The organism is Streptomyces sp. NBC_00224, assembly GCF_041435195.1.
In the GTDB taxonomy this organism is placed as follows: domain Bacteria; phylum Actinomycetota; class Actinomycetes; order Streptomycetales; family Streptomycetaceae; genus Streptomyces.
Genome location: NZ_CP108106.1, coordinates 2750856 through 2776006 on the forward strand (window position 1 = coordinate 2750856; position 25151 = coordinate 2776006).

Here is a 25151-nt window from a genome sequence, read left to right on the forward strand (position 1 = left end):
CTTGACTGCGATTCGCCAAGCGAATCCGCTTCGTGACGCCGCAGACCGACGGCTCCCGCGTATCGCGGGGCCGTCGGGCCTGGTGATCTTTGGCGTCACGGGCGATTTGTCCCGTAAAAAGCTGATGCCCGCTGTCTATGACCTCGCCAACCGGGGTCTGCTTCCGCCGGGCTTCTCCCTGATCGGCTTCGCCCGCCGCGAGTGGCAGGACGAGGACTTCGCGCAGGAGGTCCACGACGCCGTCAAGGCGCACGCGCGGACCCCCTTCCGCGAGGAGGTCTGGCAGCAGCTCATCCAGGGCATGCGCTTCGTCCAGGGCGACTTCGACGACGACGACGCCTTCGAGCAGCTGAAGTCGACGATCGCCGAGCTCGACAAGGCGCAGGGCACCGGCGGCAACTTCGCCTTCTACCTCTCGGTGCCGCCGAAGTTCTTCCCCCAGGTCGTCCAGCAGCTCAAGAAGCACGGGCTCGCCGACCAGAAGGACGGCTCCTGGCGCCGCGCGGTCATCGAGAAGCCCTTCGGCCACGACCTGATCTCCGCCCAGGAGCTCAACAAGGTCGTCCACGAGGTCTTCCCGGCGGACGAGGTCTTCCGGATCGACCACTACCTCGGCAAGGAGACCGTCCAGAACATCCTGGCGCTCCGCTTCGCCAACACCATGTTCGAGCCGCTCTGGAACCGGTCGTACGTCGACCACGTCCAGATCACCATGGCCGAGGACATCGGCATCGGCGGCCGGGCCGGCTACTACGACGGCATCGGCGCGGCCCGTGACGTCATCCAGAACCACCTCCTCCAGCTGCTCGCGCTGACCGCGATGGAGGAGCCCGCCTCCTTCGACGCGGACGCGCTGGCGGCGGAGAAGACCAAGGTCCTGGGCGCCGTGCGGCTGCCGAAGGACCTGGGCGCCAACGCCGTGCGCGGTCAGTACGCGGCGGGGTGGCAGGGCGGCGAGAAGGCCGTCGGCTACCTCCAGGAAGACGGCATCGACCCCAAGTCGAAGACCGACACCTACGCCGCGGTCAAGCTGGAGATCGACAACCGCCGCTGGGCGGGCGTCCCGTTCTACCTGCGCACCGGCAAGCGCCTGGGCCGCCGGGTCACCGAGATCGCGGTGGTCTTCCAGCGCGCCCCGCACTCCCCCTTCGACCACACGGCGACGGAGGAGCTGGGGCAGAACGCGCTGGTCATCCGGGTCCAGCCGGACGAGGGCGTCACCGTCCGGTTCGGCTCCAAGGTGCCGGGCACCTCGATGGAGGTCCGGGACGTGTCGATGGACTTCGCCTACGGCGAGTCCTTCACCGAGTCCAGCCCCGAGGCGTACGAGCGGCTCATCCTCGACGTCCTGCTCGGCGACTCCAACCTCTTCCCGCGCTTGGAGGAGGTCGAGCTGTCCTGGAAGATCCTCGACCCGATCGAGCAGTACTGGGACGCCCACGGCAAGCCCGCGCAGTACGCGTCGGGCACCTGGGGCCCGGTCGAGGCGGACGAAATGCTCGCACGAGACGGACGGAGCTGGCGCCGGCCATGAAGATCGACCTTACGGACACCACGGCCAGCAAGATCAACAAGGCGCTCGTCCAGGGCCGCCGCGCCGTCGGCACACCCGCCGTCGGCATGGTCCTGACCCTGGTCATCGTCACCGACGAGGAGAACGCGTACGACGCGCTCCGCGCCGCGAGCGACGCCTCGCGCGAACACCCCTCGCGCACCCTCGTGGTCATCAAGCGGGTCTCGCGCTCGCCGCGCGACCGCACCCAGTCGCGCCTGGACGCCGAGGTGCGGGTCGGCGCGGACGCGGGCACCGGTGAGACGGTCGTCCTGCGGCTGTACGGCGAGGTGGTCAACCACGCCCAGTCGGTGGTGCTGCCGCTGCTGCTGCCGGACGCGCCGGTCGTCGTCTGGTGGCCGGTGAACTCGCCGATCGACCCGGCCAACGACCCGCTGGGCGCGCTCGCCCAGCGCCGGGTCACCGACACCTACTCGGCCGAGCAGCCCATAGAGGAGCTGACCGGCCGCGCCGAGACCTACACCCCGGGCGACACCGACCTGTCGTGGACCCGCATCACGCCCTGGCGCTCGATGCTGGCCGCGGCGCTCGACCAGGTGTCGTGCAAGGTGACCTCGGTCGAGGTGGAGGGCGAGGAGTTCAACCCGAGCTGCGAGCTGCTGGCCATGTGGCTCGCGGACCGGCTGGACGTGCCGGTGCGGCGCTCGCAGTCCTCGGGCCCGGGCCTGACCGCCGTACGGATGGAGACGGACTGCGGCCCGATCGTCCTGGGCCGCTCCGACGGCTCGCTGGCCACGCTCTCGATCCAGGGCCAGCCGGACCGCGCGGTGGCGCTCAAGCGGCGCGAGACGGCCGAGCTGATCGCCGAGGAGCTGCGGCGCCTCGACCCGGACGACACCTACGCCTCCGCGCTGAGGTTCGGCGTGGACCGGCTCAGCGATCCGACAAACGGGAAGGCAGCGGCCCCGGCCGCGGTCGCGGGTCCCGCTTCCGCCTCCGCTTCCGGTGACTCCTCGGACGCCAAGCCCGCCGCGAAGAAGGCTCCGGCCAAGAAGGCGGCGGCGAAGTGAGTACCCCTCAGCTCGTCGTCCACCGCGACAAGGAGCTGATGGCGCAGGCCGCGGCGGCCCGGCTGATCACGAAGATCGTGGACGCCCAGGCCGCCCGCGGCTCGGCGTCCGTGGTCCTCACCGGCGGCCGCAACGGCAACGGGCTGCTCGCGGCCCTCGCCTCCTCGCCGGCCCGGGACGCGATCGACTGGTCGCGGCTCGACCTGTGGTGGGGCGACGAGCGGTACCTGCCCGAGGGCGACCCGGAGCGCAATGTCACCCAGGCCCGGGCGGCGCTGCTCGACGCGGTGCCGGTCGACCCGAAGCGGGTGCACGCGATGCCCGCCTCGGACGGCCCGTACGGCAGTGACGTGGATGCGGCCGCCGCCGCGTACGCGGAGGAGCTGGCCGCCGCGTCCGGCCCGGAGGACCACGGCGACGTGCCGACGTTCGACGTGCTGATGCTGGGGGTCGGCCCCGACACCCATGTGGCGTCGCTCTTCCCGGAGCTGCCCGCGGTGCGCGAGACCGAGCGGACGGTGGTCGGGGTGCACGGTGCGCCCAAGCCGCCGCCGGTCCGGGTCTCGATGACGCTGCCGGCGATCCGGGCGGCCCGCGAGGTGTGGCTGCTCGCGGCGGGCGAGGACAAGGCGCAGGCCGCGGCCATCGCCCTGTCGGGCGCGGGCGAGGTGCAGGCTCCGGCCGCGGGTGCGTACGGCCGTGGCCGCACCCTGTGGCTGCTCGACTCGGCGGCCGCGTCCCGGCTGCCGCGCGCGCTGTATCCGCCGGCGTCGCCCTGACACCGGCGCCGCCGACGCGGACGGGCCCGGTCCACCTTCAGGTGGGCCGGGCCCGCTGCTTTTCCCCTGGTGCGGCGCGAGCGTCAGAGGATGATCTGCTCGCCGCCGGACGCCTCCAGGCGGGCGACGGCGGTACGGACCGCCGCCACGAAGCCGTCGTAGACGGCGGTGGTGCTGGTCGCCCGGCCCGCGATGGTGTTCACGGTGAACATGGCCTTGCGCAGCTCGGTGGTGATCTCCAGCTGGGCGCCCTTGCCGAGCAGCGTCCTGTTGCAGATGTTGGTCGGATCGACGCCCGCCAGGTCCGGCTCGGTCGAGCCGTCGATGGTCTGGAAGCCCGCGGCGCGCAGCGCGTCGTGCAGATACGTCTTGAGGGTGGCGTTGAGACCGCCGACCACGACGGCCTCCGGGCGCGAGGTGGGCGCCCCGGCCTGGCTCGCGGTGCAGCCGTGCAGGCTCACCACGTTGAGGTTCGCGGCGGCGATGGACAGGGCCACCTTGTCGTCGCAGTTCTTCGACGTGACGTGCAGCTCGGCGTTGTTGCTGCTCCGGATCGCCTCGAACATCCAGTAGTCGTACGCCGGGCCGCCCTTGGGCGCGAGCGTGGCCGGGTCGTATCCGGCGATGCCGAGGCAGAGCTCGGAGGTGCCGCCCTCGATGCCACCGCCGTGCAGCGCGAGGATCGCGGTGCGGCCGTAGGCAACGGCCGTCTTCTGGTCGCTGTCGACCTGCTCGTGCCGCTTGTAGCGTCTGCCGAAGTCGGTGCCCTCCGTGAGCTGGGTGTAGAGGTCGGTGTTGGACGAGTAGAGGTCGTTCGTCCCGGTGGCGTGCGCGGCACTCGCGCCGAGCCCGCCCATCAGCGGACCGGCGACAGTGGCGGTGGCCAGAGCGGTGAGAACCGTACGACGGCTGGTGGAAGTCATGCGCGTAATAATCCATACGCTGTACCTGCGCACGGCACCGGGGTCGGTTTCCGGCCGGATCAGCACGCGTCGGCCGACCCGCCGGGCCCCGGCTCCCGTATCAGGAACGGCTCCAGGAGCCCCGGGACCGCCTCCGCCGCGAAGGCCAGGCCCTCGGCCTCGGCGGCGTCGCGCACCGAGTACGCCCCGGCTCCGGCGGCCGTCGTGGCGGTCAGCGTGAGAAGCCCGGCGCGGCGCTGGAAGACGGACTGCTTCACCGTCCAGCCGATGACGCCCCCGCGCTGGAGGGCCACCGTGGCCCGGCGGACCGTGCCCGAACGGGCCACCAGATACGCCCCGTCGAGGCCGTGCCCCAGGTTCCGGTACGCGTCGAGGGCGAGGGCCACCGCCGGCGGCGCCCCCGCCGCCGCGCACCCGGCCGCCACATAGAGCAGGACCGGTGTCAGCAGCACCCCGAGCAGGGCAAGCACCGCCACCGGGACGAGGACGGCGAGCAGCGCCCACCGCAGCCGCCGGGCCCGCGCCGCACGCGGGTGCGCGGTCAGGGCGGCGCCGGTCGGGGCCGCCGGTTCGCGCAGCACCCGGGCGGCCACCTCGGCCGCGACCGCCCGGGGCGCGGGCGGCAGCAGCGTCTTGTGGTCGGCGTGCTCGTCGTCCTCGCTCTTGGCCAGGCCGGTGGCGATCGCGTCGAGCCGGGCCGCGCCGCACAGCCGGATGCCCAGCGGCTCGACCAGCTCGACGCCCCGCAGCCTGCGCTCCTCGATGGAGATCGAGCGGGAGGTGAGCAGCCCCCGGCGCACCCGCAGGGTGCCGCCGGGCTCCCGCTCCAGGCGGTAGTTCCACCACATCTCGACCCAGAGGCCGAGCGCGCCGCCCACGCCCACGACCAGGGCGGCGACGACGAGGGTGAGGACGATCCAGCCGAGCGGGGTGTCGTGGAAGCGGTCCCCGGCCCAGTGCACCACCTTGCCCTGGACTCCGAACCAGTCGCTGATCTGCATCAGTCCGCCGAACGCGGCCCCGGCGAGCGCGGGGGCCACGAACGACACCGGCGCGTACCGGATCCAGCCGGGGTCGAGCGCCGCCAGCTCGCCCGTGCGGTGGGCGTCTTCGGGCCCGGCCGTCTCACGGGCGAGCAGCACCCGGCGCAGCCGCTCGCCCTCGGCCCGGGTGACCGCGTCGAGTTCGAGCGTGGACTCGCCGCCGCTCTGCTCGCCGGTGCCGATCCTCACGTGGACCAGACCGAGGATGCGCAGCAGCGGGTTGGCGGTGAGGTCGACGCTGCGGATCCGCTCACGGGCCAGCGAGCGGCGCTTCACCAGGAGCAGTCCGGTGTGCAGCTCGGCCCGTTCGGGGCCGATCCGGTACCGGGTGCGGCGCCAGCCGACGTATCCGGCGAGGGCGCCGCCGCCGAGCGGGAGCACGATCCAGCCGAAGAGCACCGCGAAGGCCCACCCGGCCGGTGCCCTGCCCAGCATGGCGAGCGCCGTGGGCAGCCCGGCGCCCAGGGCGAGACCGGCCCCGAGCACCGTGGAGACGAGCACCCGCCGTCGGTCGAGCCGCAGCCAGGCGTCGGCGGGGGCCGGTTCGGGAACGGAGCCGGAGGCGCCCGGGAGGTCGCCGCTCATGTGGCGTCGCCCGGGGTCGCCCCCGTGATCCTGGTCAGCCGTTCGGCCAGTTCGGCCGCCACCTCGTGGTGCAGGCCCTCGATCTTCAGGGCGCCCTTGGCGGAGGCGGTGGTGACGGTGACCGTGGCCAGCCGGAACGACCGCTCCAGCGGGCCGCGTACGGTGTCCACGGTCTGGATGCGGGACATCGGCGCGATCCGCGACTCCCGCCAGAAGTAGCCGGTCCGTACGTACACCGCGTCGTCGGTGACCTCCCAGCGGTGCACCCGGTACCACCACGGGGGCAGCACGGCGGCGCAGAGCGCCCCGAGGACGGCGAGCGCCGCCGCCACCGCGAGCAGCCACGGCCGGGCGGGGGCGATGAGCGCGCCGAGCACGGCCAGGACCACCACCGGCGCCGCGGTGAGAGCCAGCCACTGCGCCCGCCACCAGCCGACGACCGCGGGGTCCAGCTCGTTCTTCGGCGGTCTCAGCACCGCCCCCTCCCCCGTCATGGCCTCAACGGCCCCGCAGCGCCCGGTACTTGGCGACCAGGGCCTTGCTGGACTGGTCCAGGCCCGGCACGTCGGCCCCTTCGCTCAGCGCGGGCTCGACACGCTTGGCGAGGACCTTGCCCAGCTCCACGCCCCACTGGTCGAAGGAGTCGATGTTCCAGATCGCGCCCTGGACGAACACCTTGTGCTCGTACAGCGCGATGAGCTGGCCGAGGACGGACGGCGTCAGCTCGCGCGCCAGGACGGTGGTCGTGGGGTGGTTGCCGCGGAACGTCTTGTGCGGCACCAGCTCCTCGGCCACGCCCTCCGCCCGGACCTCCTCCGGCGTCTTGCCGAAGGCCAGGGCCTGCGTCTGGGCGAAGAAGTTGGCCATCAGCAGGTCGTGCTGGGCGGCCAGGCCGGGCCGGAGGTCGGCGACCGGCTCGGCGAAGCCGATGAAGTCGGCCGGGATGACCTTGGTGCCCTGGTGGATCAACTGGTAGTAGGCGTGCTGCCCGTTGGTGCCCGGGGTGCCCCAGACGACCGGGCCGGTCTGCCACTCGACCGGGTTGCCGTCGCGGTCCACGGACTTGCCGTTGGACTCCATGTCGAGCTGCTGGAGGTAGGCGGTGAACTTCGACAGATAGTGGCTGTAGGGCAGCACGGCGTGCGACTGGGCGTCGAAGAACGCCCCGTACCAGACGCCGAGCAGGCCGAGCAGGAGCGGCGCGTTGGCCTCGGCGGGGGCGGTGCGGAAGTGCTCGTCGACCAGGTGGAAGCCGTCCAGCAGCTCGCGGAAGCGGTCCGGGCCGATGGCGATCATCAGCGAGAGGCCGATCGCCGAGTCGAACGAGTAGCGCCCGCCGACCCAGTCCCAGAACTCGAACATGTTGGCCGTGTCGATGCCGAAGTCCGCGACCTTCTCGGCGTTGGTGGAGAGCGCCACGAAGTGCTTGGCGACCGCGTCCTGACCCGCGCTCAGCCCGGTGAGGAGCCAGTCGCGCGCGGAGGTGGCGTTGGTGATGGTCTCGATGGTGGTGAAGGTCTTGGACGCGATGATGAACAGCGTCTCGGCCGCGTCCAGGTCGCGGACCGCCTCGTGGAGGTCGGCGCCGTCGACGTTGGAGACGAAACGGACCGTCAGACCCCGGTCGGTGAACGAGCGCAGCGCCTCGTACGCCATCGCCGGACCGAGGTCGGATCCGCCGATGCCGATGTTGACGACGTTCTTGATCCGCTTGCCGGTGTGCCCGGTCCACGCGCCCGACCGGACGCGCTCGGAGAAGGCGGCCATCTTGTCGAGCACCGCGTGCACGCCCGGCACCACGTTCTCGCCGTCGACCTCGACGGCCGCGTCGCGCGGGGCGCGCAGCGCGGTGTGCAGCACCGCGCGGTCCTCGGTCGTGTTGATCTTCTCGCCGCGGAACATGGCGTCGCGCAGCCCCGCCACGTCGGCGGCCGCGGCCAGCTCGCGCAGCAGCTCAAGCGTCTCGTCGGTGACGAGGTGCTTCGAGTAGTCGAGATGCAGATCGCCGACCGTCAGGGTGTATCCGGTGCCGCGGCCGGGGTCGGCGGCGAACAGCTCGCGCAGATGGGTGTCCCCCAACTGCTCGCGGTGCTTGCCCAGTGCGGTCCACTCGGGCATCTGGTTGAGCCTGGTACGGCCTTCTGCGTTCATCTCGGACATCAGCCCACTTCCTCGTACTCGCGTACGTACCTGCCCCGCTGCCCTTCCAACCTAGTTGATCAGGACGTAAGGGCAGGAATCAGAGCGGCCACGGCGGCCAGGAACAATCCGGACGCCACCAGGGCGGGGGTGTTGAGCCCCCAGGAGGAGGCCGCCGCGCCGCCCATCAGGGCGCCCAGCGGCGTCCCCGCCACGGCGAGCGTGCGGAAGGCCGCGCTCGTCCGTCCCAGCATGGCCTGCGGGGTGCGCTCCTGCATCAGGGTCACCTGGTTGACGTTCCACACCATTCCCATCACCGCGAACACCGCCATGGCCGCGATCGATACCCACAACTCCCGTATGGACCCCATCGCCGCAAGGCACACCGTCTGGACCGCGCCCGCGAGGAGCACGCTCCCCATCCGGCCCAGCCGGCGGGCCAGCCGGTGGGTGAGCAGACCGCCCGCCACACTGCCCGCCCCGTACGCCGTGATCGCCGCCGCGTAGCCGCCGTGGCCCGCGTGGAGCCAGCCGGTGATGTGCAGGACCAGGGTGGCGATGAGCGCGCCCATGCCGATGTTGCAGAGCGTCGTGGCCACGCAGAGCGCGCGCAGGCTCCGCTCGCCCCACAGCGCGCGCAGCCCCTCGGCCGTCTCGCTCCGCAGGGTGGAGCCGGGCTTGCGGGCGGGCCGCTCCGGGGCGGTCCGGCGCAGCGAGGCCACCAGCGCCGCCGCAAGTCCAAAACTCAGGGCGTCCGCCACGTACGGCACGCCCGCCCCTGCCGTCAGGAGCAGCGGCACCAGCGGCGCGGCGAGGAAGCCGCCGGCTATCTGCTGGCCGGTCATCAGGCGGGCGTTGGCGCGGCCCAGCGCGGGCTGCGGCACCAGCGAGGGCAGCAGGGCGGTGGCCGCGTTGTCGAAGAGCGTCTGGAGCGAGGTGAGCGCGAAGGCGAGCGCGATGAGCAGGGCTATCGAGGCGTGCCCCAGGGCCACGGCCGCGGCGAAGGCGGCCATGAGCGCGCCGCGCACCAGGTCGACGGCCCACATCGCCCGGCGCTGGTCGACCCGGTCCGCGACGGCGCCGCCGAGCAGCCCGAAGAGCAGCCACGGCAGGAAGCCGCACGCCGTGACCAGCGCGACCAGCATCGGATCGCTGGTCAGCGAGGCCGCCAGCAGGGGCAGCGCGGCGGCGCGCAGCGAGTCCCCGAACCGGGACACGACCGCGGCCGTCCAGAGTCTCCCGAACCCCCCGCGCCACGCGGGCACCTCGGCTGCCGCGTCGGCGGCACTCTCCAGCGTTGCCACAACTCCCCCATGCGATCGACTGATTCACACGGTAGGGGGAGCCACTGACAATCCCCTTTGACCTGGGGTGATACCGAAGGGCCCGGCAGACGAACCGAGTTCGTCTGCCGGGCCCTTCGCTGTCAGATCTCGCCGCGGAGCTTGGCGAGCGCCTCCGCGAGGATCGCCTCGCCGTCCGCGTCGCTGCGCCGCTCCCGTACGTACGCGAGGTGGGTCTTGTACGGCTCCGTGCGCGGCGGGTCCGGCGGGTTGTCCCGGTCCTGACCGGCCGGGAAACCGCAGCGCGGGCAGTCCCACGTCTCCGGAACCTGTGCGTCACTGGCGAAGCTCGGCTGCGTCTCGTGCCCGTTCGAGCACCAGAAGGAGATGCGGAGACGCGGCGCGGACTCGCCGCGCTCGGCCTCACCCATCGGCCCCGCTCCGACCCGGCTTCCCCGGATCGCGTTGCCACTTGCCACGGTCGTAACTCCCTGCGTGATGGTGCTCGAAGATGCCCCAGTCTACGTAAGGCCCAACGCGCGTCCAGTGATTGTAGTTACACCCACCCCTGAACGCGGAGACGACAGATCAGCTGTCCAGCTTCATCAGCAGACCAAGTACGACAATGCTCGCGAACCACAGCAGACCGACCACGACGGTGATCCGGTCCAGGTTGCGCTCGGCGACCGAGGAACCGCCGACGGACGACTGCATTCCGCCACCGAACATGTCGGAGAGGCCGCCGCCCTTTCCCTTGTGCATCAGCACCAGCAGCATCAGCAGCAGGCTGAAGACGATCAGGGCAATCGAGAACCCGACAATCACGGCTGGACCAACTTCCTAGGACTGATATGGCGACGGGGGCCGGGGGGACGTCTTCCTGATCCCGAGCCCGACCCCCGCAAGGGTACGACGGATCCGCGCTACCGCATACTCACTGGTCGCGGAAGCGGACGATCTTGACGAACTCCTCGGCGTCCAGCGCCGCGCCGCCCACCAGGGCCCCGTCCACATCCGGCTGCGCCATGATCGCGGCCACGTTCGAGGCCTTGACCGAGCCGCCGTACTGGATGCGGACCTTGTCGGCCAGCTCCTGCGAGTAGAGCTCCGCGAGGCGGCCGCGGATGGCGCCGCACACCTCCTGGGCGTCCTCGGGGGTGGCGACCTCGCCGGTGCCGATGGCCCACACCGGCTCGTACGCGATCACGATGGACTCGGCCTGCTCGGCCGGGACGTCCTGGAGGCCGCCGTCCAGCTGGGCCAGCGTGTACGGAACCTGCTGGCCGGCCTTGCGGACGTCCAGGCCCTCGCCGACGCAGAGGATCGGGGTCAGACCGTGCTTGAACGCGGCCTTCACCTTGGCGTTGCAGAGCTCGTCGCTCTCCTGGTGGTACTGACGGCGCTCGGAGTGGCCCACGGCCACATAGGTGCACTTCAGCTTGGAGAGCATCGGGCCCGAGATCTCGCCGGTGTAGGCACCGGAGTCCTGCGCCGAGATGTCCTGGGCGCCGTACTTGATCTTGAGCTTGTCGCCGTCGACCAGGGTCTGCACCGACCGCAGGTCCACGAAGGGCGGCAGGACCGCGACCTCGACTGCGTCGTAGTCCTTGTCGGCCAGGGCGAAGGCGAGCTTCTGGACGTGCGCGATGGCCTCAAGGTGGTTGAGGTTCATCTTCCAGTTGCCGGCCATCAGCGGGATACGCGTGGTCACGGTGTTCAGTCCTCCAGTGCGGCAAGGCCGGGAAGCGTCTTGCCCTCAAGGTATTCGAGGCTCGCGCCGCCGCCGGTCGAGATGTGACCGAAGGCGTTCTCGTCGAAGCCGAGCGTGCGCACGGCCGCGGCGGAGTCGCCGCCGCCGACGACGGTGAAGCCGTCGCAGTTCAGGAGCGCCCGGGCGATGGCCTGGGTGCCGCCGGCGTAGTCGGGGTGCTCGAAGACGCCGACCGGACCGTTCCAGAACACGGTCTCGGCGTCGGCGATCTTCGACGCGTACAGCTCACGGGTCTTGGGACCGATGTCCAGACCCTCCTTGTCGGCGGGGATCTGGTCCGCGTCGACGGTGACGAAGTCGGCCGGGGCCTTGGTCTTCAGGTCCGGGAAGTCGCCCGAGGCCAGGATGTCCAGCGGCAGGACCAGCTCGACGCCGTTCTTCTCGGCGCGCTCCATGTACTCCGTGACGACCGGGATCTGGTCCTCCTGGAGCAGCGAGATGCCGACCTCGTAGCCCTTGGCCTTGAGGAAGGTGTACGCCATGCCGCCGCCGATGAGGATGCGGTCGGCCTTGCCGAGCAGCTGGTCGATGACGGCGAGCTTGTCGGAGACCTTGGCGCCGCCGAGCACCACCACGTACGGGCGCTTGACGTCGGCGGTGAGCTTCTTCAGGACGCCGACCTCGGTGGCGATGAGGAAGCCGGCCGCGTGCGGCAGCCGCGCGGGCAGGTCGACGACCGAGGCGTGCTTGCGGTGCACCGCGCCGAAGCCGTCGCCCACGTAGACGTCGGCGAGTTCGGCGAGCCGGTCGGCGAAGGCGCCGCGCTCGGCGTCGTCCTTGCTCGTCTCACCGGCGTTGAAGCGCAGGTTCTCCAGGACGGCGACCTGGCCGTCGGCCAGCGCCGCGACGGTCTCCTTGGCGGAGGCGCCCACGGTGTCGGTGGCGAACGCGACGTCCGCGCCCAGCAGTTCACCGAGCCGCGCGGCCGCCGGGGCGAGCGAGAAGGCCGGGTCCGGGGCACCCTTGGGGCGGCCCAGGTGCGAGGCGACGACCACGCGCGCGCCGGCCTCGGCGAGCTTGGCGATCGTCGGCTGGACGGCGCGGATGCGGCCGTCGTCGGTGATGGCGGTGCCGTCGAGCGGCACATTGAGGTCGGCGCGGACGAATACCCGCTTGCCGGAGACGCCCTCGGCGAGAAGTTCGTCGATCGTCTTCATGTGTTTCTGCGACTCCTTGGAGAAGGACGAGGCAAGCGACAGGGCTCGTGCGGCGCATCGTTGCGCTGCCCGAGCCCTGTGCTCACATCGAGATGCCTGCCCTGAGACTTATCAGACTTAGAGCTGGCCGCCGACGAAGACGGTGAGGTCGACGAGGCGGTTCGAGTAGCCCCACTCATTGTCGTACCAGCCGAGGATCTTCACCGACTTGCCCTCCTGGACCATGGTCAGGGAGGAGTCGAAGGTGCAGGAGGCCGGGTCGCCGACGATGTCGGAGGACACGATCTGGTCCTCGGTGTACGCCAGGATGCCCTGCAGCTCGCCCTCGGCGGCCTTCTTGAACGCGGCGTTGACCTCGTCCTTGGTCACCTCGCGCTCCAGCTCCACGACCAGGTCGGTGGCCGAGCCCGTCGGAACCGGGACGCGCATCGCGATGCCGTCGAGCTTGCCCTTGAGCTTGGGGAGCACCAGCGCGGTGGCCTTCGCGGCACCGGTGGTGGTGGGGATGATGTTCTCGGCGGCGGCGCGGGCGCGGCGCAGGTCCGAGTGCGGGAAGTCCAGGATCCGCTGGTCGTTCGTGTACGCGTGGACCGTCGTCATCAGGCCCTTGACGATGCCGAAGTTCTCGTCGAGAACCTTGGCCATCGGCGCCACACAGTTGGTGGTGCAGGAGGCGTTGGAGATGACGTGGTGGTTGGCCGCGTCGTACTTGTCCTGGTTGACGCCCATCACGATGGTGATGTCCTCGTCCTTGGCCGGAGCCGAGATGAGGACCTTCTTGGCGCCACCGGCGATGTGCTTCTCGGCGTCGGCCTTCTTGGTGAAGATGCCGGTCGACTCGATGACGATGTCGACGCCCAGCTGACCCCAGGGGATGTCGGCCGGGTTGCGCTCGGAGAGCACCTTGATGGTGTGGCCGTCGACGCTGATGGTGTCGGCGGTGTGCGTGACCTCGGCCTTGAGACGACCCAGAATCGTGTCGTACTTCAGCAGGTGAGCAGTGGTCGCGGTGTCACCCAGGTCGTTGACAGCCACAATCTCGATGTCAGCACCCTGCTCCAGCAGCGCGCGGAAGTAGTTGCGCCCGATGCGGCCAAAGCCGTTGATGCCTACGCGGATCGTCACGAACCGATCTCCTCGTTAGGTACGCCGGTTTTCGACGCCGGCGAGTTGTATGGGATGTCCCCGACCGCTTATGACCCTACCTCTCCCGGAGCCGTGGAGTGACATCGAGCGCACCCCCATGAGCGGCCACAACACGCCGGACATGGCCGACGGCCCATACCTACCAACGGGTAAGGGCCGCCGGGGGGACCTTCGTCCCGACTACGGAGCGTGATGTCCGGGTGTGGCCCCGGACCGGATCAGTCGATCAGTCCCTCAGCGCGCGGAGGGCCTTGCCGATCACGTTCTTGCGGTCGGCCGCCGACGGCACGTGCTCAAGGCCGAAGCCGAGCAGCACGGTGTCGTGGGTGGTGACGGCCGCCTGGGAGTGGAAGAGCGCCTGGGAGCGGGCCCAGTCGCCGGCGTTGCCGGGGCTGCCGGCCGGCGGTCCCGGCACGCTCCACGGGCCGAGCGCCGTCTCGAAGCCCTCGGCGCCCTGTGCGGTACCGCCGATGACCAGCTTGGTGTCGTCGACGAAGGCGCCCACCCCACCGCTGCCGGGGTCCGACACATAGGAGAGGGAGAGCTCGACCTGCTTGCCCGCGTAGGCGCTGAGGTCGACCGAGACCGGCTGCCAGCCGTTGGAGGAGCCGGTGAAGCGGTTCCACGCGCCCGAGGTGCCGGTCGCCGTGCAGGCGCCGGAGCCGACGGTCAGGTAGTGCGCCAGGAACGGGTGGCCCTGGACGTAGTAGCCCTGCTCGCACTGGGTGGGCACCGCGGTGCTGGTGCCGCCGTTGGCGTCCGGCAGGGTCGTCCAGTCGTCCTGCCCGGCCGTGTGCGCCTCGACGATCACGTTGTCGAAGCCGGGCTCGGTGTCATAGCTGAGCTGGAACTGCAGGCTCGGCTTGGCGGCCGCCGCCGTGCCGCTCAGGTCGACGGACCTGGACAGCCGCATATAGGCGCCGTCCTGGTGCTTGGCCGCAGCGAACCAGTCGCCGACGGCAGGCTCGAACGGGGTGCGGATCCCCGGGTAGCTGCCCGCGGCCGCGCTCTTGAACTGCGGGAACTGGTCGGGCTTGAGCGTGTCCGAGGTGATCGTGTACGCCCCGGCCAGATCCAGCGGGTTGCCGCCCGCGTCGCCGAGGGCAGCCTTGGCGCCCGCCAGGCTCCCGGTGCCCTCGAAGGCCGGCGGGGACTTCAGGCCGACGCGGTTGTAGGCGCCGAGGTAGTACTGGGCGAAGTCGTCGGAGTCGGCGCCGCCGAGGTCGACGGTGCCGCCCGCCTTCTCACCGGCGTTGACGAGCCGGCCGCCCTCGTTGAGGTAGTCGCGCACGGCCACGGTGACCGCGGCGGTGGGCCGCTCGGCGCCCGTGTACCAGACGGCCGTCCGGAAGTGGCTGAGCACGCCGAGCGCGCTCGGGATGCCCTGGGTGGCCACGTCCCAGACCGCGGACTTGCCGCCGTTGTCGGCGAGCGCCTTGGTGTACGCGCCGACGTGCTGGGCGGGCGCGGTGCCGCCCTCCTCCGCGATCACCAGGGTGTCGCCCTTGGGCCGGGCGGCCACGGTGTAGGTGAACGGCGTGCTGGAGGTGCGCTCGCCGGCCCGGGTGCGCCCGGTGAACCAGACCTCCACCTTGGAGCCGGTGTCCGCGCCCTCGACGGTGGCCCGGTACTGGTCGAAGTGGATGTTGTCCTCGCCGCCGTAGACGTCGCCGCCCTCCCAGGCCTTGAGGTCCTCGGTGTGCGTACGGCCGCCGTCGATGCGGTAGTTGAGGGTCTTGTCGCGCACCGACTTGCGTACGGTGACGGCGACTTCCTGGTCCTCGCCGCGGGCGTACGAGGTGGTGAAGGCGTTCGGGGTGAAGTCGGGGGCCTCGATGCCGACCGGGGAGACCGGCTGGTCGGGCCGGCGCGCGGAGTCGGCGACGGCCAGCGCGAACGGAATGTTCTTGGTGAACTCCTGCTGGATCAGCTTCTCGTCGTCCGGGAAGTTGAAGACCGACTGGCAGTCACCGGGCTTCCACTGGTCGCCCGGGTCGATCCGGGAGACGGTCTGGCAGGTCGACATCTCCGGGGTGAACATGTGGATCCCGTTGACGTTCCCCGCGTGGCCGTCGGCCTCGCCGTTGGTCGTGTACAGCTCGGAGGAGAGCTGGGAGTGGTAGCCGGGGATCGCGGGCTTTTCGGGCGTGCCGGCCAGCGACTTGTAGAGGACGTCGTCCGGGGTCGGGCTGGCGACCTGCCAGCCCACGCCGTACAGCAGCAGCTCCGCCGCCGAGTGGTAGTTGATCGCGTAGGAGAAGCCGAGCCGCTTCTCGAAGGAGTCCAGCGCGCGGGTCTCCGGCTCGGAGCCGGCGGAGGGGCCGCGGTAGGTCTCGTCGGCGGGGTCGGGGGACGAACCCTCGTTGTCGTAGCCCCACTTGTACGGGAAGTTGCGGTTGGGGTCGACGCCGTCGCCGGGGGCGGTCTTCCCGTCGCCGTTGTTGTCGCGCAGGTTCTTGCGCCACAGGCGCTGCTGGGTGCCGGTGAAGGTGTAGTCGTACCCGTCGGGGTTGGCGGAGAGCACGAACCACAGCTCGGTGGAGTCCACGATCTTGGTGATCCGCGGGTCCTTGCCGTAGTTGTCGAGGTAGTAGTGCATCAGCCGCCGGGTCATCTCCGGGGTGATCCACTCACGGGCGTGCTGGTTCGACATGTACAGCACGGAGGGCTTGGAGCCGTCGCGGCTCTTGGCCGCGCCCTTGGTGAGCCTGAGGGCGAGGATGTCCTGGCCCTTGACGGTCTTGCCGATCGACTCGACCTTGGTGAGGTCCGGGTGGGCGAGCTGGGTGTCGACGATCTCCTTCCGCAGGCCGTTGTCCCCGCTGTAGGGGCGGAAGACGCCGTCTCCCTGGGCCTTGAGGCGCTTCTCGGTCGCCGTCGAGAGCGTGTGCTCGGTGAGGTCGACGCCCTGCTTCTTCAGCGTGCCGGCCTGCTTCTCGGTGAGGTAGAGCTCGACCTTGGCGGTCCCCCGGTCGGGTACCTGCGCGGTCAGTTCCTGACCGTCCGCGCCCTGGCGGAGCAGCAGTGGCAGCTGCGCCTTGGTGACGTTGGCGTACCAGACGGAGAGTCCTTCGCCTCCGCCGCCGCCCGGGCTGGCGTGGGCGGCTGGTACCGCCACCAGTCCGGCCGTGAGCAGTGAAGCCGCGGCGAGGATCGCTCTCGCTCTGCGTCTCATTGGCCCCCCTTGCTGTTGTGTGCCACGAAAGTGGACAGACGCCAGGCTCATGACACTTCATGATCATGTCAATACCGTGGAAGGGTGGTGAAACCGGAACCGGCGCCCACCAAGTGGGCGCCGGTCACGGCGAGTTGAACTCTAGGGCCTGACAGCGGTACGAGAGGGAAACCGACGCGAAGCGGAGGGAGCGGTCCCCCGATCAGCCGACCAGGCCGTCCGCCATCTCCTCGGTCAGATTGGACTCGGTGCCGGGGATGCCGAGGTCCTGGGCCCGCTTGTCCGCCATCGCGAGCAGCCGACGGATCCGGCCCGCGACCGCGTCCTTGGTCAGCGGCGGGTCGGCGAGCGCGCCCAGCTCCTCCAGGGAGGCCTGCTTGTGCTCCATGCGCAGCCGGCCCGCCGCCGCCAGATGCTCGGGCACCTCGTCGGCGAGGATCTCCAGGGCGCGCTGGACGCGGGCCCCGGCGGCGACGGCGGCCCGCGCCGAGCGGCGCAGATTGGCGTCGTCGAAGTTGGCGAGGCGGTTGGCGGTGGCGCGCACCTCGCGCCGCATCCGCCGCTCCTCCCAGGCCAGCACCGAATCGTGCGCGCCGAGCCGGGTGAGCAGGGCGCCGATCGCGTCCCCGTCCCGCACGACCACCCGGTCCACACCGCGCACCTCGCGGGCCTTGGCCGGGATCTGCAGCCTGCGGGCCGCGCCGACCAGCGCGAGCGCTGCCTCCGGACCCGGGCACGTCACCTCCAGGGAGGAGGAGCGGCCCGGCTCGGTGAGCGAGCCGTGGGCGAGGAAGGCCCCGCGCCAGGCCGCCTCGGCGTCACAGGTGGCCCCCGAGACCACCTGGGGCGGGAGACCCCGGATGGGGCGGCCCCGGCCGTCCACGAGGCCGGTCTGGCGCGCCAGCTGGTCGCCGCCCGCCACCACCCGTACGACGAAGCGCGAACCGCGGCGCAGCCCGCCCGGAGCCATCACGATCAACTCGGAGCTGTGGCCGAAGATCTCCAGGATGTCCCGCTTGAGCCGACGCGCCGCCATCGCGGTGTCCAGCTCCGCCTCGATCACGATGCGGCCGCTGACCAGGTGGAGGCCGCCCGCGAACCGCAGGATCGACGAGACCTCCGCCTTTCTGCAGCAGGTCCGGGTGACGGGGAGCCGGGAGATCTCATCCTTCACCGCTGCCGTCATCGCCATGGGCCGATCCTTCCATGCATCCGAAAAATACGGTCGTACGCGGCGGCCAACAGCTCCCGGTCGTGCTTCGGGGACCCGTCGGGCGCGGCGACCGCCGCCAGCTCGACCACGGCACCGAGCTGCTTGGCGGCATCGGCGAGGGACTCGCGGTCGGGCACGGCGGCCTCGTCGGCCAGCACCACGTCCAGGGCGAGTTTAGGGGCGTGTCGTCCCAAAACCTCCAAATGACGCTGCGGAGAGAAGCCATCGGTTTCGCCGGGCTGGGGCGCCAGGTTCAACGAGAGCACCTTGCGGGCCTTGGTGACCGTGAGCGCGTCGAGCAGCTCGGGCACCAGCAGGTGCGGGATCACCGAGGAGAACCAGGAGCCCGGGCCGAGCACCACCCAGTCGGCGTCCAGGACGGCCTCCACCGCCTCCGGGACCGCCGGCGGGTCGTGCGGAACCAGGTTGACGGACTGCACCTCGCCGGGGGTGAGCGCCACCGTGGCCTGGCCACGGACCGTGTCCACATCGGTGGGGCGGGCCGGGTCGTGGCCCCGGACCAGCGCCTCCAGCTCCAGCGGGACGGCGGACATCGGCAGCACCCTGCCGTGCGCCCCGAGGAGCTTGCCGACCAGGTCGAGCGCCTGGACGTGGTCGCCCAGCTGCTCCCACAGGGCCACGATCAGCAGATTGCCGACCGCGTGCTCGTGCAGCTCGCCCTGGGACTGGAAGCGGTGCTGGATGACCCGGGCCCAGGTCTGACCCCAGTCGTCGTCGCCGCAGAGCGCCGCCAGCGCCTTGCGCAGGTCGCCCGGCGGCAACACGCCCAGCTCCTCCCGGAGCCGGCCGCTGGAACCGCCGTCGTCGGCCACGGTGACGACGGCGGTCAGGTCGCCGGTGATCCGGCGCAGCGCCGCGAGCGACGCGGAGAGACCCATGCCGCCGCCGAGGGCGACGACCTTGGGCTGGGCGCCACGTTTGCGGCCGGTGCGCAGCACCGGTCCGCTCGTGCGCCGTCGGTACACCTTCACTCGCGCCCCATGTCCCGGTGTACGACGACGGTCTCGATCCCCTCGGAGGCGAGGCGGGCGGCCAGCTTCTCGGACATCGCGACGGAGCGGTGCTTGCCGCCGGTGCAGCCCACGGCGACCGTCACGTACCGCTTGCCCTCGCGGCGGTAGCCGGTCGCGATCAGCTGGAGCAGCTCGCTGTACTGGTTGAGGAACTCCTTGGCGCCCGGCTGGTTGAAGACGTAGCCGGACACCTCCTCGTTCAGACCCGTGAACGGGCGGAGCTCCGGCACCCAGTGCGGGTTCGGCAGGAAGCGGCAGTCCACCACCAGGTCGGCGTCGACCGGCAGGCCGTACTTGTAGCCGAACGACATCACCGTGGCGCGCAGCTCCGGCTCCTCGTCCCCGGCGAACTGGGCGTCCATCTTGGCGCGCAGCTCGTGGACGTTGAGGCTGGAGGTGTCGATCACCAGGTCGGCGTCGCCGCGCAGCTCGCGCAGCAGATCGCGCTCGGCCGCGATGCCGTCGACGATCCGGCCGTCGCCCTGGAGCGGGTGCGGGCGGCGGACCGACTCGAAGCGGCGCACCAGCGCGTCGTCGGACGACTCCAGGAAGACGATCCGCCGGGTGACCTGCTTGGAGTCCAGGTCGGCCAGCGACTCGCGGAGGTTGTCGAAGAAACGGCGGCCGCGCACGTCGACGACGACGGCGATGCGGGCCACATTGCCCTGGGACCGGGCGCCGAGCTCCACCATGGTGGGGATCAGCGCGGGCGGCAGGTTGTCGACGACGAACCAGCCGAGGTCCTCCAGGCACTTGGCGGCGGTGCTGCGTCCGGCGCCGGACATCCCGGAGATGATCACCAGCTCGGGGATGGCCGCCTCTGCGGCGGCGTCGTTCGTCGTGCCCGTACTCACGTGTTCGGCTCCAGCTTCTGCTTCTGTTCGGTCGTGCTCAGTCATTTCGCGTCTCCCCCGTCGTCTTCAATGATCTCTCCTGTCGCCGTGTTCACGGCGGGTGCGGCCGGGGCTGTCCGGGCCAGGGCCGCTGCCACGGTCTCGGCCGTCTTGCGGCCTATCCCGGGAACTTCACAGATCTGCTCGATTGTCGCCGACCGGAGCCGTTTCACCGAGCCGAAATGCTTGACCAGAGCCTGTTTGCGGGACTCGCCGAGGCCCGGCACCTCGTCCAGGGGGCTCGCCTTGAACCGCTTCGTCCGCTTGACCCGCTGATAGGTGATGGCGAACCGGTGAGCCTCGTCACGCACGCGCTGGAGCAGATACAGCCCCTCGCTGGAGCGGGGCAGGACGACCGGGTCGTCGTCGTTCGGCAGCCAGACCTCCTCCAGACGCTTGGCCAGCCCGCAGACCGCCACGTCGTCCATCCCCAGCTCGTCCAGGGCCCGCTTGGCGGCCGCCACCTGCGGCTGCCCGCCGTCGACCACCACGAGCTGCGGCGGGTAGGCGAACCGCTTGGGCCGCCCGTCCTCGGTGCGGGGCCCGGCCTCCACGGAGGCCTCGCCGGGCGCCGGGACCTCGCCGGAGGGAGCCGGGCCCGCCTCGGTGCCCTCGCCCTCCTCGCCGTCCGCCCACTCCCCCAGCCGGGCGCTCTCGGCCAGATAGCGCTTGAAGCGGCGGGTGATCACCTCGTGCATGGACCGGACGTCGTCCTGGCCCTCGAAGCCCTTGATCTGGAAGCGCCGGTACTCGCTCTTCCTGGCCAGGCCGTCCTCGAAGACGACCATGGACGCCACCACGTCCTCGCCCTGGAGGTGCGAGATGTCGAAGCACTCGATCCGCAGCGGGGCGCTGTCCAGCTCCAGCGCCTGAGCGATCTCCTCCAGGGCCCGGGAGCGGGTGGTCAGGTCGGAGGCGCGCTTGGTCTTGTGCAGCGCGAGCGCCTGCTGCGCGTTGCGCGCGACCGTCGCCATCAGGTCCTTCTTGTCGCCGCGCTGCGGGATCCGCAGCGACACCTGCGACCCGCGCCGCCCGGCCAGCCAGGCGCCGACCGACTCGGCGTCCTCGGGCAGCGCCGGGACCAGTACCTCCTTCGGTACGGAGTCGCCGGTCTCCTCCCCGTACAGCTGCTGGAGGGCGTGCTCGACCAGGCCCGCCGTGTCGACGGCCTCGACCTTGTCGGTGACCCAGCCGCGCTGGCCCCGCACGCGCCCGCCGCGCACGTGGAAGATCTGGACGGCCGCCTCCAGCTCGTCCTCGGCGACCGCGATCAGGTCCGCGTCGGTGGCGTCGGTGAAGACCACCGCGTTCTTCTCCAGGGCGCGGCGCAGCGCCCCTATGTCGTCGCGCAGCCGCGCGGCCCGCTCGTACTCCATCTCCTCCGCCGCCGCCGTCATGTCCTTCTCCAGGCGGCGGATGTACGTGCCGGTGCGCCCGGCCATGAAGTCGCAGAAGTCGTCGGCCAGTTCGCGGTGCTCCTCGGGCGTCACCCGGCCGACGCAGGGGGCCGCGCACTTGCCGATGTAGCCGAGCAGACAGGGCCGGCCGATCTGGGCGGAGCGCTTGAACACCCCGGCGGAGCACGTCCGTACGGGAAAGACGCGGAGCATCAGGTCCACGGTCTCGCGGATCGCCCACGCGTGTCCGTACGGACCGAAGTAGCGCACGCCCTTCTTCTTGGCGCCGCGCATCACCTGGACCCTCGGGAACTCCTCGTTGAGGGTGACCGCCAGGTACGGATAGCTCTTGTCGTCGCGGTACTTGACGTTGAAGCGGGGGTCGAACTCCTTGATCCACGAATATTCGAGCTGAAGCGCCTCGACCTCGGTGGAGACGACCGTCCACTCCACGGACGCGGCCGTGGTGACCATCGTCGCCGTGCGCGGGTGCAGGCTCGTGAGCGGCTGGAAGTAGTTCGCGAGCCGCTGGCGCAGGGACTTGGCCTTGCCGACGTAGATCACCCGGCGGTGTTCGTCCCGGAACTTGTAGACCCCCGGCGAGTCGGGGATCTGTCCCGGCTTGGGGCGGTAGGTGGAGGGGTCTGCCATGCCCACCACCCTACTGGCGGGGACCGACAACGCGGTTTCACGGGGCTGCGCCCCTTTGCGGGGCGCGGGGAACCGCGCGACCAGCCACGCACGATCCGCGGCTGGTCACACAGTCCGAGGGACGGCTTACGCCTGGCTCACCCGCCGCCTACGGCGACGCAGTAGGGCCCCCGACAGTCCGAGCGCGGCGAGCGCACCCGCACCGGCGGTCACCGAGGTGGCCGTGGCCGTGCCGCCGTGGCCGGCGGAACCGGACGACGTGGCCGCCGCCTGGGCCCGCGCTTCCTCAGGGCTCTGCCCGTACCCCCCGGCCTTGCCGGACTTCGCGTACGCGGAGCCGGGCAGCTTGTCGCCGTAGGCCCGCTGGACGCGCTGCCGGTAGGCGGCCAGGGTGGTGCCCTTGGCGCCGACCGCACGCACCGCGTCCTCGTCCAGGGGGAGCACGGTGGCACCCTTCTGGACGTACCAGGCGTTGATCTGCGGCTCCTGGAAGACGGTGCCGCCCGGCAGCCTGCTCGCGCCCGCCGCGGCATAGCGGGACTCGTCGTCACCGGTGGCTATGTTCACCACCTTCCAGGTGGTGCCCTGCGGAACGGACCACAAGGAGGCCTTCTGCCCGTCCGAGGAGACGGCCGTGGAGGCGAGGTACTCCAGCTTCGCCACGGGAGCACCCGCCCGCCCGGCGACGAACTCCGGGGAGAGCGTGTAGACGGGCACCGCGTCGCCCTGGATGCGCGGGGCGGCGGCGGTCAGGGACACCTTGCCGTCCCGGGCGAAGAAGCGGGAGAGCGTGTCGAGAGTCGCGGGGGCCGCGGCCGCCCGGTGGGCTGCCGCCTTGGAGTCGGCCGTCGCGGTGGGGTTGTCGGCGGCCGACGCGTACGGGGCGCAGAGGCCGGCGAGGCCGGTGAGCAGCGCCGCGACGGCGGCGGCGGAGGACAGACGTCGCTGGGTCATCGTCGTCACGCCCCGATCCGGTAGAGCGAGTGGGTCCAGGAGAACGAGTCGTTGTCGACGTACCAGTCGTGCGAGGCCCAGTTGTAGCGGTTGCTGGAGGGCCAGGGGTCGCCCCAGTAGACCCAGCTGCTGGCGGTGTCGTACCCGTAGATCACATGCATGTGACCGCCGCCGCTGGACCACTGGATCCGGCTTTCCATGGGCCGGTTGGCGTTGATCTCGGTCTGTACGGTCGAGTAGCGCAGCCAGCCGGTGACGTACGAGCCGGAGTTGATCCCGGCCCAGCCCAGGGCGTTCTGCACATTGCCCAGGTCCGCCTGCCAGTTGGGGCAGTCGTAGCCCTGCTGACGCCCGAAGGCGGCGTTGCAGAACTGGTTCTGGCTGTAGTTGCGCCCGAACCAGGTGGCGATGGTGTTTCCGCTGGCGGCCCAGCACCAGTTGTTCTTCTGCTGGGCCTGCATGGTGATGTTGAGCCGCTTCGACGTGGCTGCCGTGGCGGACGGCGAGTCGGCGGCGGTACGGGTGTCGGATGTGCGGGTGTCGGCGGCGGTCGTGGTGGCGGCTGTGGTGGTGCCGTGCTCGTGCGGGGATGCGACGGCGCTCGCCGTGGGGGCGACGAGCAGGGCCGTCACCACGAGGGCGAGGGCCGAAAGCCGTCTCTTGCGGTTGTGCATCGCGTTCCTCCCGAAGCGGGGGGTGTGGGGATTGGAGGAGCGCGTCCGGACGCTTTCGGTGAGCATCGAACGTTGTCGTGGGCTGGTCAACGCGCTTCAATGCGGGGTGAGACGCGGGTGTGAACGGAGTGGCCTCCATGTGAACAGGCCTTCCGGGCCCACCAGGCCGCCCGGGTCCCGCGGCGACCCGTGACCACCCCCCGCCGTGAACGTTCACTGTGCGGCCCGACCCCCCGGACCAGCAGCGCAGTTGAACCAGGCCGCCCTGTACGGCCACCCCCCACCGAGATCCGAGCAGTCCCGAGGGAGTCCCCCATGCTCCACACCGATGCCGATCTGGCACAGGTGCTGCACACCGGCCCGTTCCATCTGGCGCTGCGCGCCGCGCTCGCCGTCCGCGGACTTCCGCTGCAACGCGTCCAGCACCATCTCGCCGGGCGCGGCGTCAAGGTCGGCGTGACCAGCCTGAGTTACTGGCAGCAGGGCGCCCGGCGGCCGCAGCGCGCCGAGTCGCTGCGGGCGGTGCGCGCCCTGGAGGAGGTCCTCGGGCTGCCGGAGCGGTCGCTGCTGCGGCTGCTCGACGACGGCGAGGCGCGCGAGGCGGAACGCCCGGCGGGCCGCTCCTACCGCTCCCTGGTGGAGGCCTCCGGCGTCGTCGAGCGGCTGATAGCGGGCCTGGAGTCGCCGGTGGACGGCGGGCTGCACACCGTCGGCCACCAGGAGCGGGTGAGCATCGGGGCGCACCGGGAGCTGCTGGGCCGCGACTCCCAGCAGGTGGTGCGGGCCCACCGCGACGGCGTCGACCGCTATCTCGCCATCCACCACGGCGATCCGGGCTGCGACCCGTCCCGGGTCCAGGTGCGCGCCGCCGAGAACTGCCGCACCGGCCGGGTGCGCTGGGACACCGAGACCGGCGTCCTGGTGGCCGAGCTGCTCTTCGACGCCCGGCTGCGGGCCGGTGAGACGTACTTCTTCGGCTACGGCTTCGAGGACGGCACGGCGGGGTCGAGCAGCGAGTACGTACGCGGCTTCAGCTTCGCGGGCGGGCAGTACGTGCTCCAGGTCCGCTTCGACGAGCACGCGCTGCCCGCACGGTGCCGCCGCTTCGCGCAGACGTCGGCCGGCTCGACCCGCTCACCCCGCGGCGACCTGACGCTGAGCGGCCGGCACCGGACGGTGCACCTGGTCGAGCAGGGGGTACGGCCGGGGATCCTGGGGATCGACTGGGACTGGGCGTAGCGGTCCGCCTACGTACTACGTACGTAGGCAGCAGAGGCTAGGCGTCCGGACCCGCGACGAGCTTGCCGTCCTTGACCTTCACCGGGACGGAGGGCAGCGGGACGGTCGCCGGGCCGTGGACCGGCTGTCCGGTCATCACGTTGAAGCGGCTGCCGTGGCAGGGGCAGTTCCCGTGCCCGTCCTCGATCTTGTCGAGGACGCAGCCGGCGTGGGTGCACTGGGCGCTGAACGCCTTGTACTCGCCCTTGGCCGGGCAGGACACCATCACGCGCTGCTCGCGGTAGAGCTTGGCCCCGCCGACCGGGATCTCCTCGGGCGCACCCAGGGCGACCGGCTCGGTCGGGGTCGGCGTCTCGGCGTGGCCGAGCTTGGAGTCGGTGGAGCAGGCGGCCACTCCCAGCCCGGCGGCCCCGGCGAGGGCCGCGCCTTTCAGCACGGTACGACGGGCGGCGGGCTGGCCGGACATGGGGTCTCCACAGGTCATGGGGGGTTGGTGACGTATCCGACGATAC

22 protein-coding genes are annotated in these 25151 nt (G+C 71.2%); 4 read left to right on the plus strand and 18 right to left on the minus strand.

Annotation, left to right across the window (positions count from 1 at the left end; all coding sequences use genetic code 11):
• Window positions 1-10: 10 nt before the first annotated feature.
• The 3 genes from zwf to pgl are packed head-to-tail and all read left to right on the plus strand — an operon-like array spanning window position 11 to window position 3362.
• Entirely contained in the window at window positions 11-1534 is a 1524-nt protein-coding gene (zwf, locus tag OG965_RS12300) for a glucose-6-phosphate dehydrogenase (RefSeq protein ID WP_371656924.1), read from the plus strand.
• A complete protein-coding gene (opcA, locus tag OG965_RS12305; protein ID WP_371652023.1) occupies window positions 1531-2583 on the plus strand; it encodes a glucose-6-phosphate dehydrogenase assembly protein OpcA in 1053 nt (350 codons plus the stop codon). Before zwf ends, opcA begins: the two co-directional genes overlap by 4 nt.
• Entirely contained in the window at window positions 2580-3362 is a 783-nt protein-coding gene (gene pgl / locus OG965_RS12310) for a 6-phosphogluconolactonase (protein ID WP_371652024.1), read from the plus strand. The genes opcA and pgl overlap by 4 nt, the downstream gene beginning before the upstream one ends.
• 83 nt (window positions 3363-3445) lie before the next feature.
• Here pgl and OG965_RS12315 read toward each other — a convergent pair whose 3' ends face one another.
• The 17 genes from OG965_RS12315 to OG965_RS12395 all read right to left on the minus strand — a co-directional run bounded on the left by OG965_RS12315 (window position 3446) and on the right by OG965_RS12395 (window position 23400).
• On the minus strand, window positions 3446-4285 hold the full coding sequence (locus tag OG965_RS12315; protein ID WP_371652025.1) for a poly-gamma-glutamate hydrolase family protein: 840 nt from the start codon (window positions 4283-4285) through the stop codon (window positions 3446-3448).
• Between the two features lie 59 nt (window positions 4286-4344).
• Entirely contained in the window at window positions 4345-5913 is a 1569-nt protein-coding gene (locus OG965_RS12320; RefSeq protein WP_371652027.1) for a PH domain-containing protein, read from the minus strand.
• Complete coding sequence (locus OG965_RS12325) at window positions 5910-6407, minus strand: PH domain-containing protein (protein ID WP_371652028.1); 498 nt, start codon at window positions 6405-6407, stop codon at window positions 5910-5912. The genes OG965_RS12320 and OG965_RS12325 overlap by 4 nt, the downstream gene beginning before the upstream one ends.
• Window positions 6408-6411: 4 nt before the next feature.
• A complete protein-coding gene (gene pgi / locus OG965_RS12330) occupies window positions 6412-8064 on the minus strand; it encodes a glucose-6-phosphate isomerase (RefSeq protein WP_371656925.1) in 1653 nt (550 codons plus the stop codon).
• A 68-nt stretch (window positions 8065-8132) separates the two neighbouring features.
• Window positions 8133-9356, minus strand: a complete 1224-nt coding sequence (locus tag OG965_RS12335; RefSeq protein ID WP_371652030.1) for an MFS transporter — start codon at window positions 9354-9356, stop codon at window positions 8133-8135.
• Window positions 9357-9478: 122 nt separating this feature from the next.
• Window positions 9479-9814 (minus strand): RNA polymerase-binding protein RbpA, encoded by a 336-nt coding sequence (locus tag OG965_RS12340; protein WP_003976875.1) that lies wholly within the window; start codon window positions 9812-9814, stop codon window positions 9479-9481.
• Between the two features lie 109 nt (window positions 9815-9923).
• Window positions 9924-10160, minus strand: coding sequence for a preprotein translocase subunit SecG (gene secG, locus OG965_RS12345; RefSeq protein ID WP_266978384.1), 237 nt, complete (start codon window positions 10158-10160; stop codon window positions 9924-9926).
• A gap of 109 nt (window positions 10161-10269) precedes the next feature.
• A complete protein-coding gene (tpiA, locus tag OG965_RS12350; protein WP_371652033.1) occupies window positions 10270-11046 on the minus strand; it encodes a triose-phosphate isomerase in 777 nt (258 codons plus the stop codon).
• 5 nt (window positions 11047-11051) lie between these two features.
• A complete protein-coding gene (gene pgk, locus OG965_RS12355) occupies window positions 11052-12263 on the minus strand; it encodes a phosphoglycerate kinase (RefSeq protein WP_371652035.1) in 1212 nt (403 codons plus the stop codon).
• 117 nt (window positions 12264-12380) lie between these two features.
• On the minus strand, window positions 12381-13388 hold the full coding sequence (gene gap / locus OG965_RS12360; protein WP_371652037.1) for a type I glyceraldehyde-3-phosphate dehydrogenase: 1008 nt from the start codon (window positions 13386-13388) through the stop codon (window positions 12381-12383).
• 247 nt (window positions 13389-13635) lie between these two features.
• On the minus strand, window positions 13636-16584 hold the full coding sequence (locus OG965_RS12365) for a M14 family zinc carboxypeptidase (RefSeq protein ID WP_371652039.1): 2949 nt from the start codon (window positions 16582-16584) through the stop codon (window positions 13636-13638).
• A gap of 202 nt (window positions 16585-16786) precedes the next feature.
• Window positions 16787-17776, minus strand: a complete 990-nt coding sequence (whiA, locus tag OG965_RS12370) for a DNA-binding protein WhiA (RefSeq protein WP_371652041.1) — start codon at window positions 17774-17776, stop codon at window positions 16787-16789.
• Window positions 17767-18789 carry a uridine diphosphate-N-acetylglucosamine-binding protein YvcK gene (gene yvcK / locus OG965_RS12375; protein ID WP_101387790.1) on the minus strand — a complete coding sequence of 341 codons (1023 nt, stop codon included), beginning with the start codon at window positions 18787-18789 and terminating at the stop codon, window positions 17767-17769. Before yvcK ends, whiA begins: the two co-directional genes overlap by 10 nt.
• The gene (gene rapZ / locus OG965_RS12380) at window positions 18786-19730 is read right to left on the minus strand and encodes an RNase adapter RapZ (RefSeq protein ID WP_371652042.1); all 945 of its coding nucleotides are present in this window, start codon (window positions 19728-19730) and stop codon (window positions 18786-18788) included. The genes yvcK and rapZ overlap by 4 nt, the downstream gene beginning before the upstream one ends.
• The gene (gene uvrC, locus OG965_RS12385; RefSeq protein WP_371652043.1) at window positions 19727-21772 is read right to left on the minus strand and encodes an excinuclease ABC subunit UvrC; all 2046 of its coding nucleotides are present in this window, start codon (window positions 21770-21772) and stop codon (window positions 19727-19729) included. Before uvrC ends, rapZ begins: the two co-directional genes overlap by 4 nt.
• A gap of 126 nt (window positions 21773-21898) precedes the next feature.
• The gene (locus tag OG965_RS12390) at window positions 21899-22726 is read right to left on the minus strand and encodes a hypothetical protein (protein ID WP_371656926.1); all 828 of its coding nucleotides are present in this window, start codon (window positions 22724-22726) and stop codon (window positions 21899-21901) included.
• Window positions 22727-22731: 5 nt separating this feature from the next.
• Window positions 22732-23400 (minus strand): papain-like cysteine protease family protein, encoded by a 669-nt coding sequence (locus tag OG965_RS12395; RefSeq protein WP_371652045.1) that lies wholly within the window; start codon window positions 23398-23400, stop codon window positions 22732-22734.
• Window positions 23401-23715: 315 nt separating this feature from the next.
• Between OG965_RS12395 and OG965_RS12400 the strand changes: the two genes are divergently transcribed.
• Window positions 23716-24639: a hypothetical protein gene (locus OG965_RS12400; RefSeq protein WP_371652046.1), complete on the plus strand. Its 924-nt coding sequence runs from the start codon at window positions 23716-23718 to the stop codon at window positions 24637-24639.
• 37 nt (window positions 24640-24676) lie between these two features.
• On the opposite strand, the gene OG965_RS12405 is transcribed toward OG965_RS12400, so the two are convergent.
• The gene (locus OG965_RS12405) at window positions 24677-25105 is read right to left on the minus strand and encodes a Rieske (2Fe-2S) protein (RefSeq protein ID WP_371652047.1); all 429 of its coding nucleotides are present in this window, start codon (window positions 25103-25105) and stop codon (window positions 24677-24679) included.
• Window positions 25106-25151: the final 46 nt, after the last annotated feature.

Bases quoted from the DNA above. Each gene is read 5' to 3' on its own strand.
- pgk (WP_371652035.1), bottom strand. From the start codon at position 12,263: ATGAAGACGATCGACGAACTTCTCGCCGAGGGCGTCTCCGGCAAGCGG.
- OG965_RS12320 (WP_371652027.1), bottom strand. From the start codon at position 5,913: ATGAGCGGCGACCTCCCGGGCGCCTCCGGCTCCGTTCCCGAACCGGCC.
- OG965_RS12315 (WP_371652025.1), bottom strand. From the start codon at position 4,285: ATGACTTCCACCAGCCGTCGTACGGTTCTCACCGCTCTGGCCACCGCC.
- OG965_RS12400 (WP_371652046.1), top strand. From the start codon at position 23,716: ATGCTCCACACCGATGCCGATCTGGCACAGGTGCTGCACACCGGCCCG.
- OG965_RS12390 (WP_371656926.1), bottom strand. From the start codon at position 22,726: ATGACCCAGCGACGTCTGTCCTCCGCCGCCGCCGTCGCGGCGCTGCTC.
- OG965_RS12365 (WP_371652039.1), bottom strand. From the start codon at position 16,584: ATGAGACGCAGAGCGAGAGCGATCCTCGCCGCGGCTTCACTGCTCACG.
- rapZ (WP_371652042.1), bottom strand. From the start codon at position 19,730: ATGACTGAGCACGACCGAACAGAAGCAGAAGCTGGAGCCGAACACGTG.
- OG965_RS12405 (WP_371652047.1), bottom strand. From the start codon at position 25,105: ATGTCCGGCCAGCCCGCCGCCCGTCGTACCGTGCTGAAAGGCGCGGCC.
- uvrC (WP_371652043.1), bottom strand. From the start codon at position 21,772: ATGGCAGACCCCTCCACCTACCGCCCCAAGCCGGGACAGATCCCCGAC.
- pgi (WP_371656925.1), bottom strand. From the start codon at position 8,064: ATGAACGCAGAAGGCCGTACCAGGCTCAACCAGATGCCCGAGTGGACC.
- OG965_RS12395 (WP_371652045.1), bottom strand. From the start codon at position 23,400: ATGCACAACCGCAAGAGACGGCTTTCGGCCCTCGCCCTCGTGGTGACG.
- opcA (WP_371652023.1), top strand. From the start codon at position 1,531: ATGAAGATCGACCTTACGGACACCACGGCCAGCAAGATCAACAAGGCG.
- whiA (WP_371652041.1), bottom strand. From the start codon at position 17,776: ATGGCGATGACGGCAGCGGTGAAGGATGAGATCTCCCGGCTCCCCGTC.
- OG965_RS12325 (WP_371652028.1), bottom strand. From the start codon at position 6,407: ATGACGGGGGAGGGGGCGGTGCTGAGACCGCCGAAGAACGAGCTGGAC.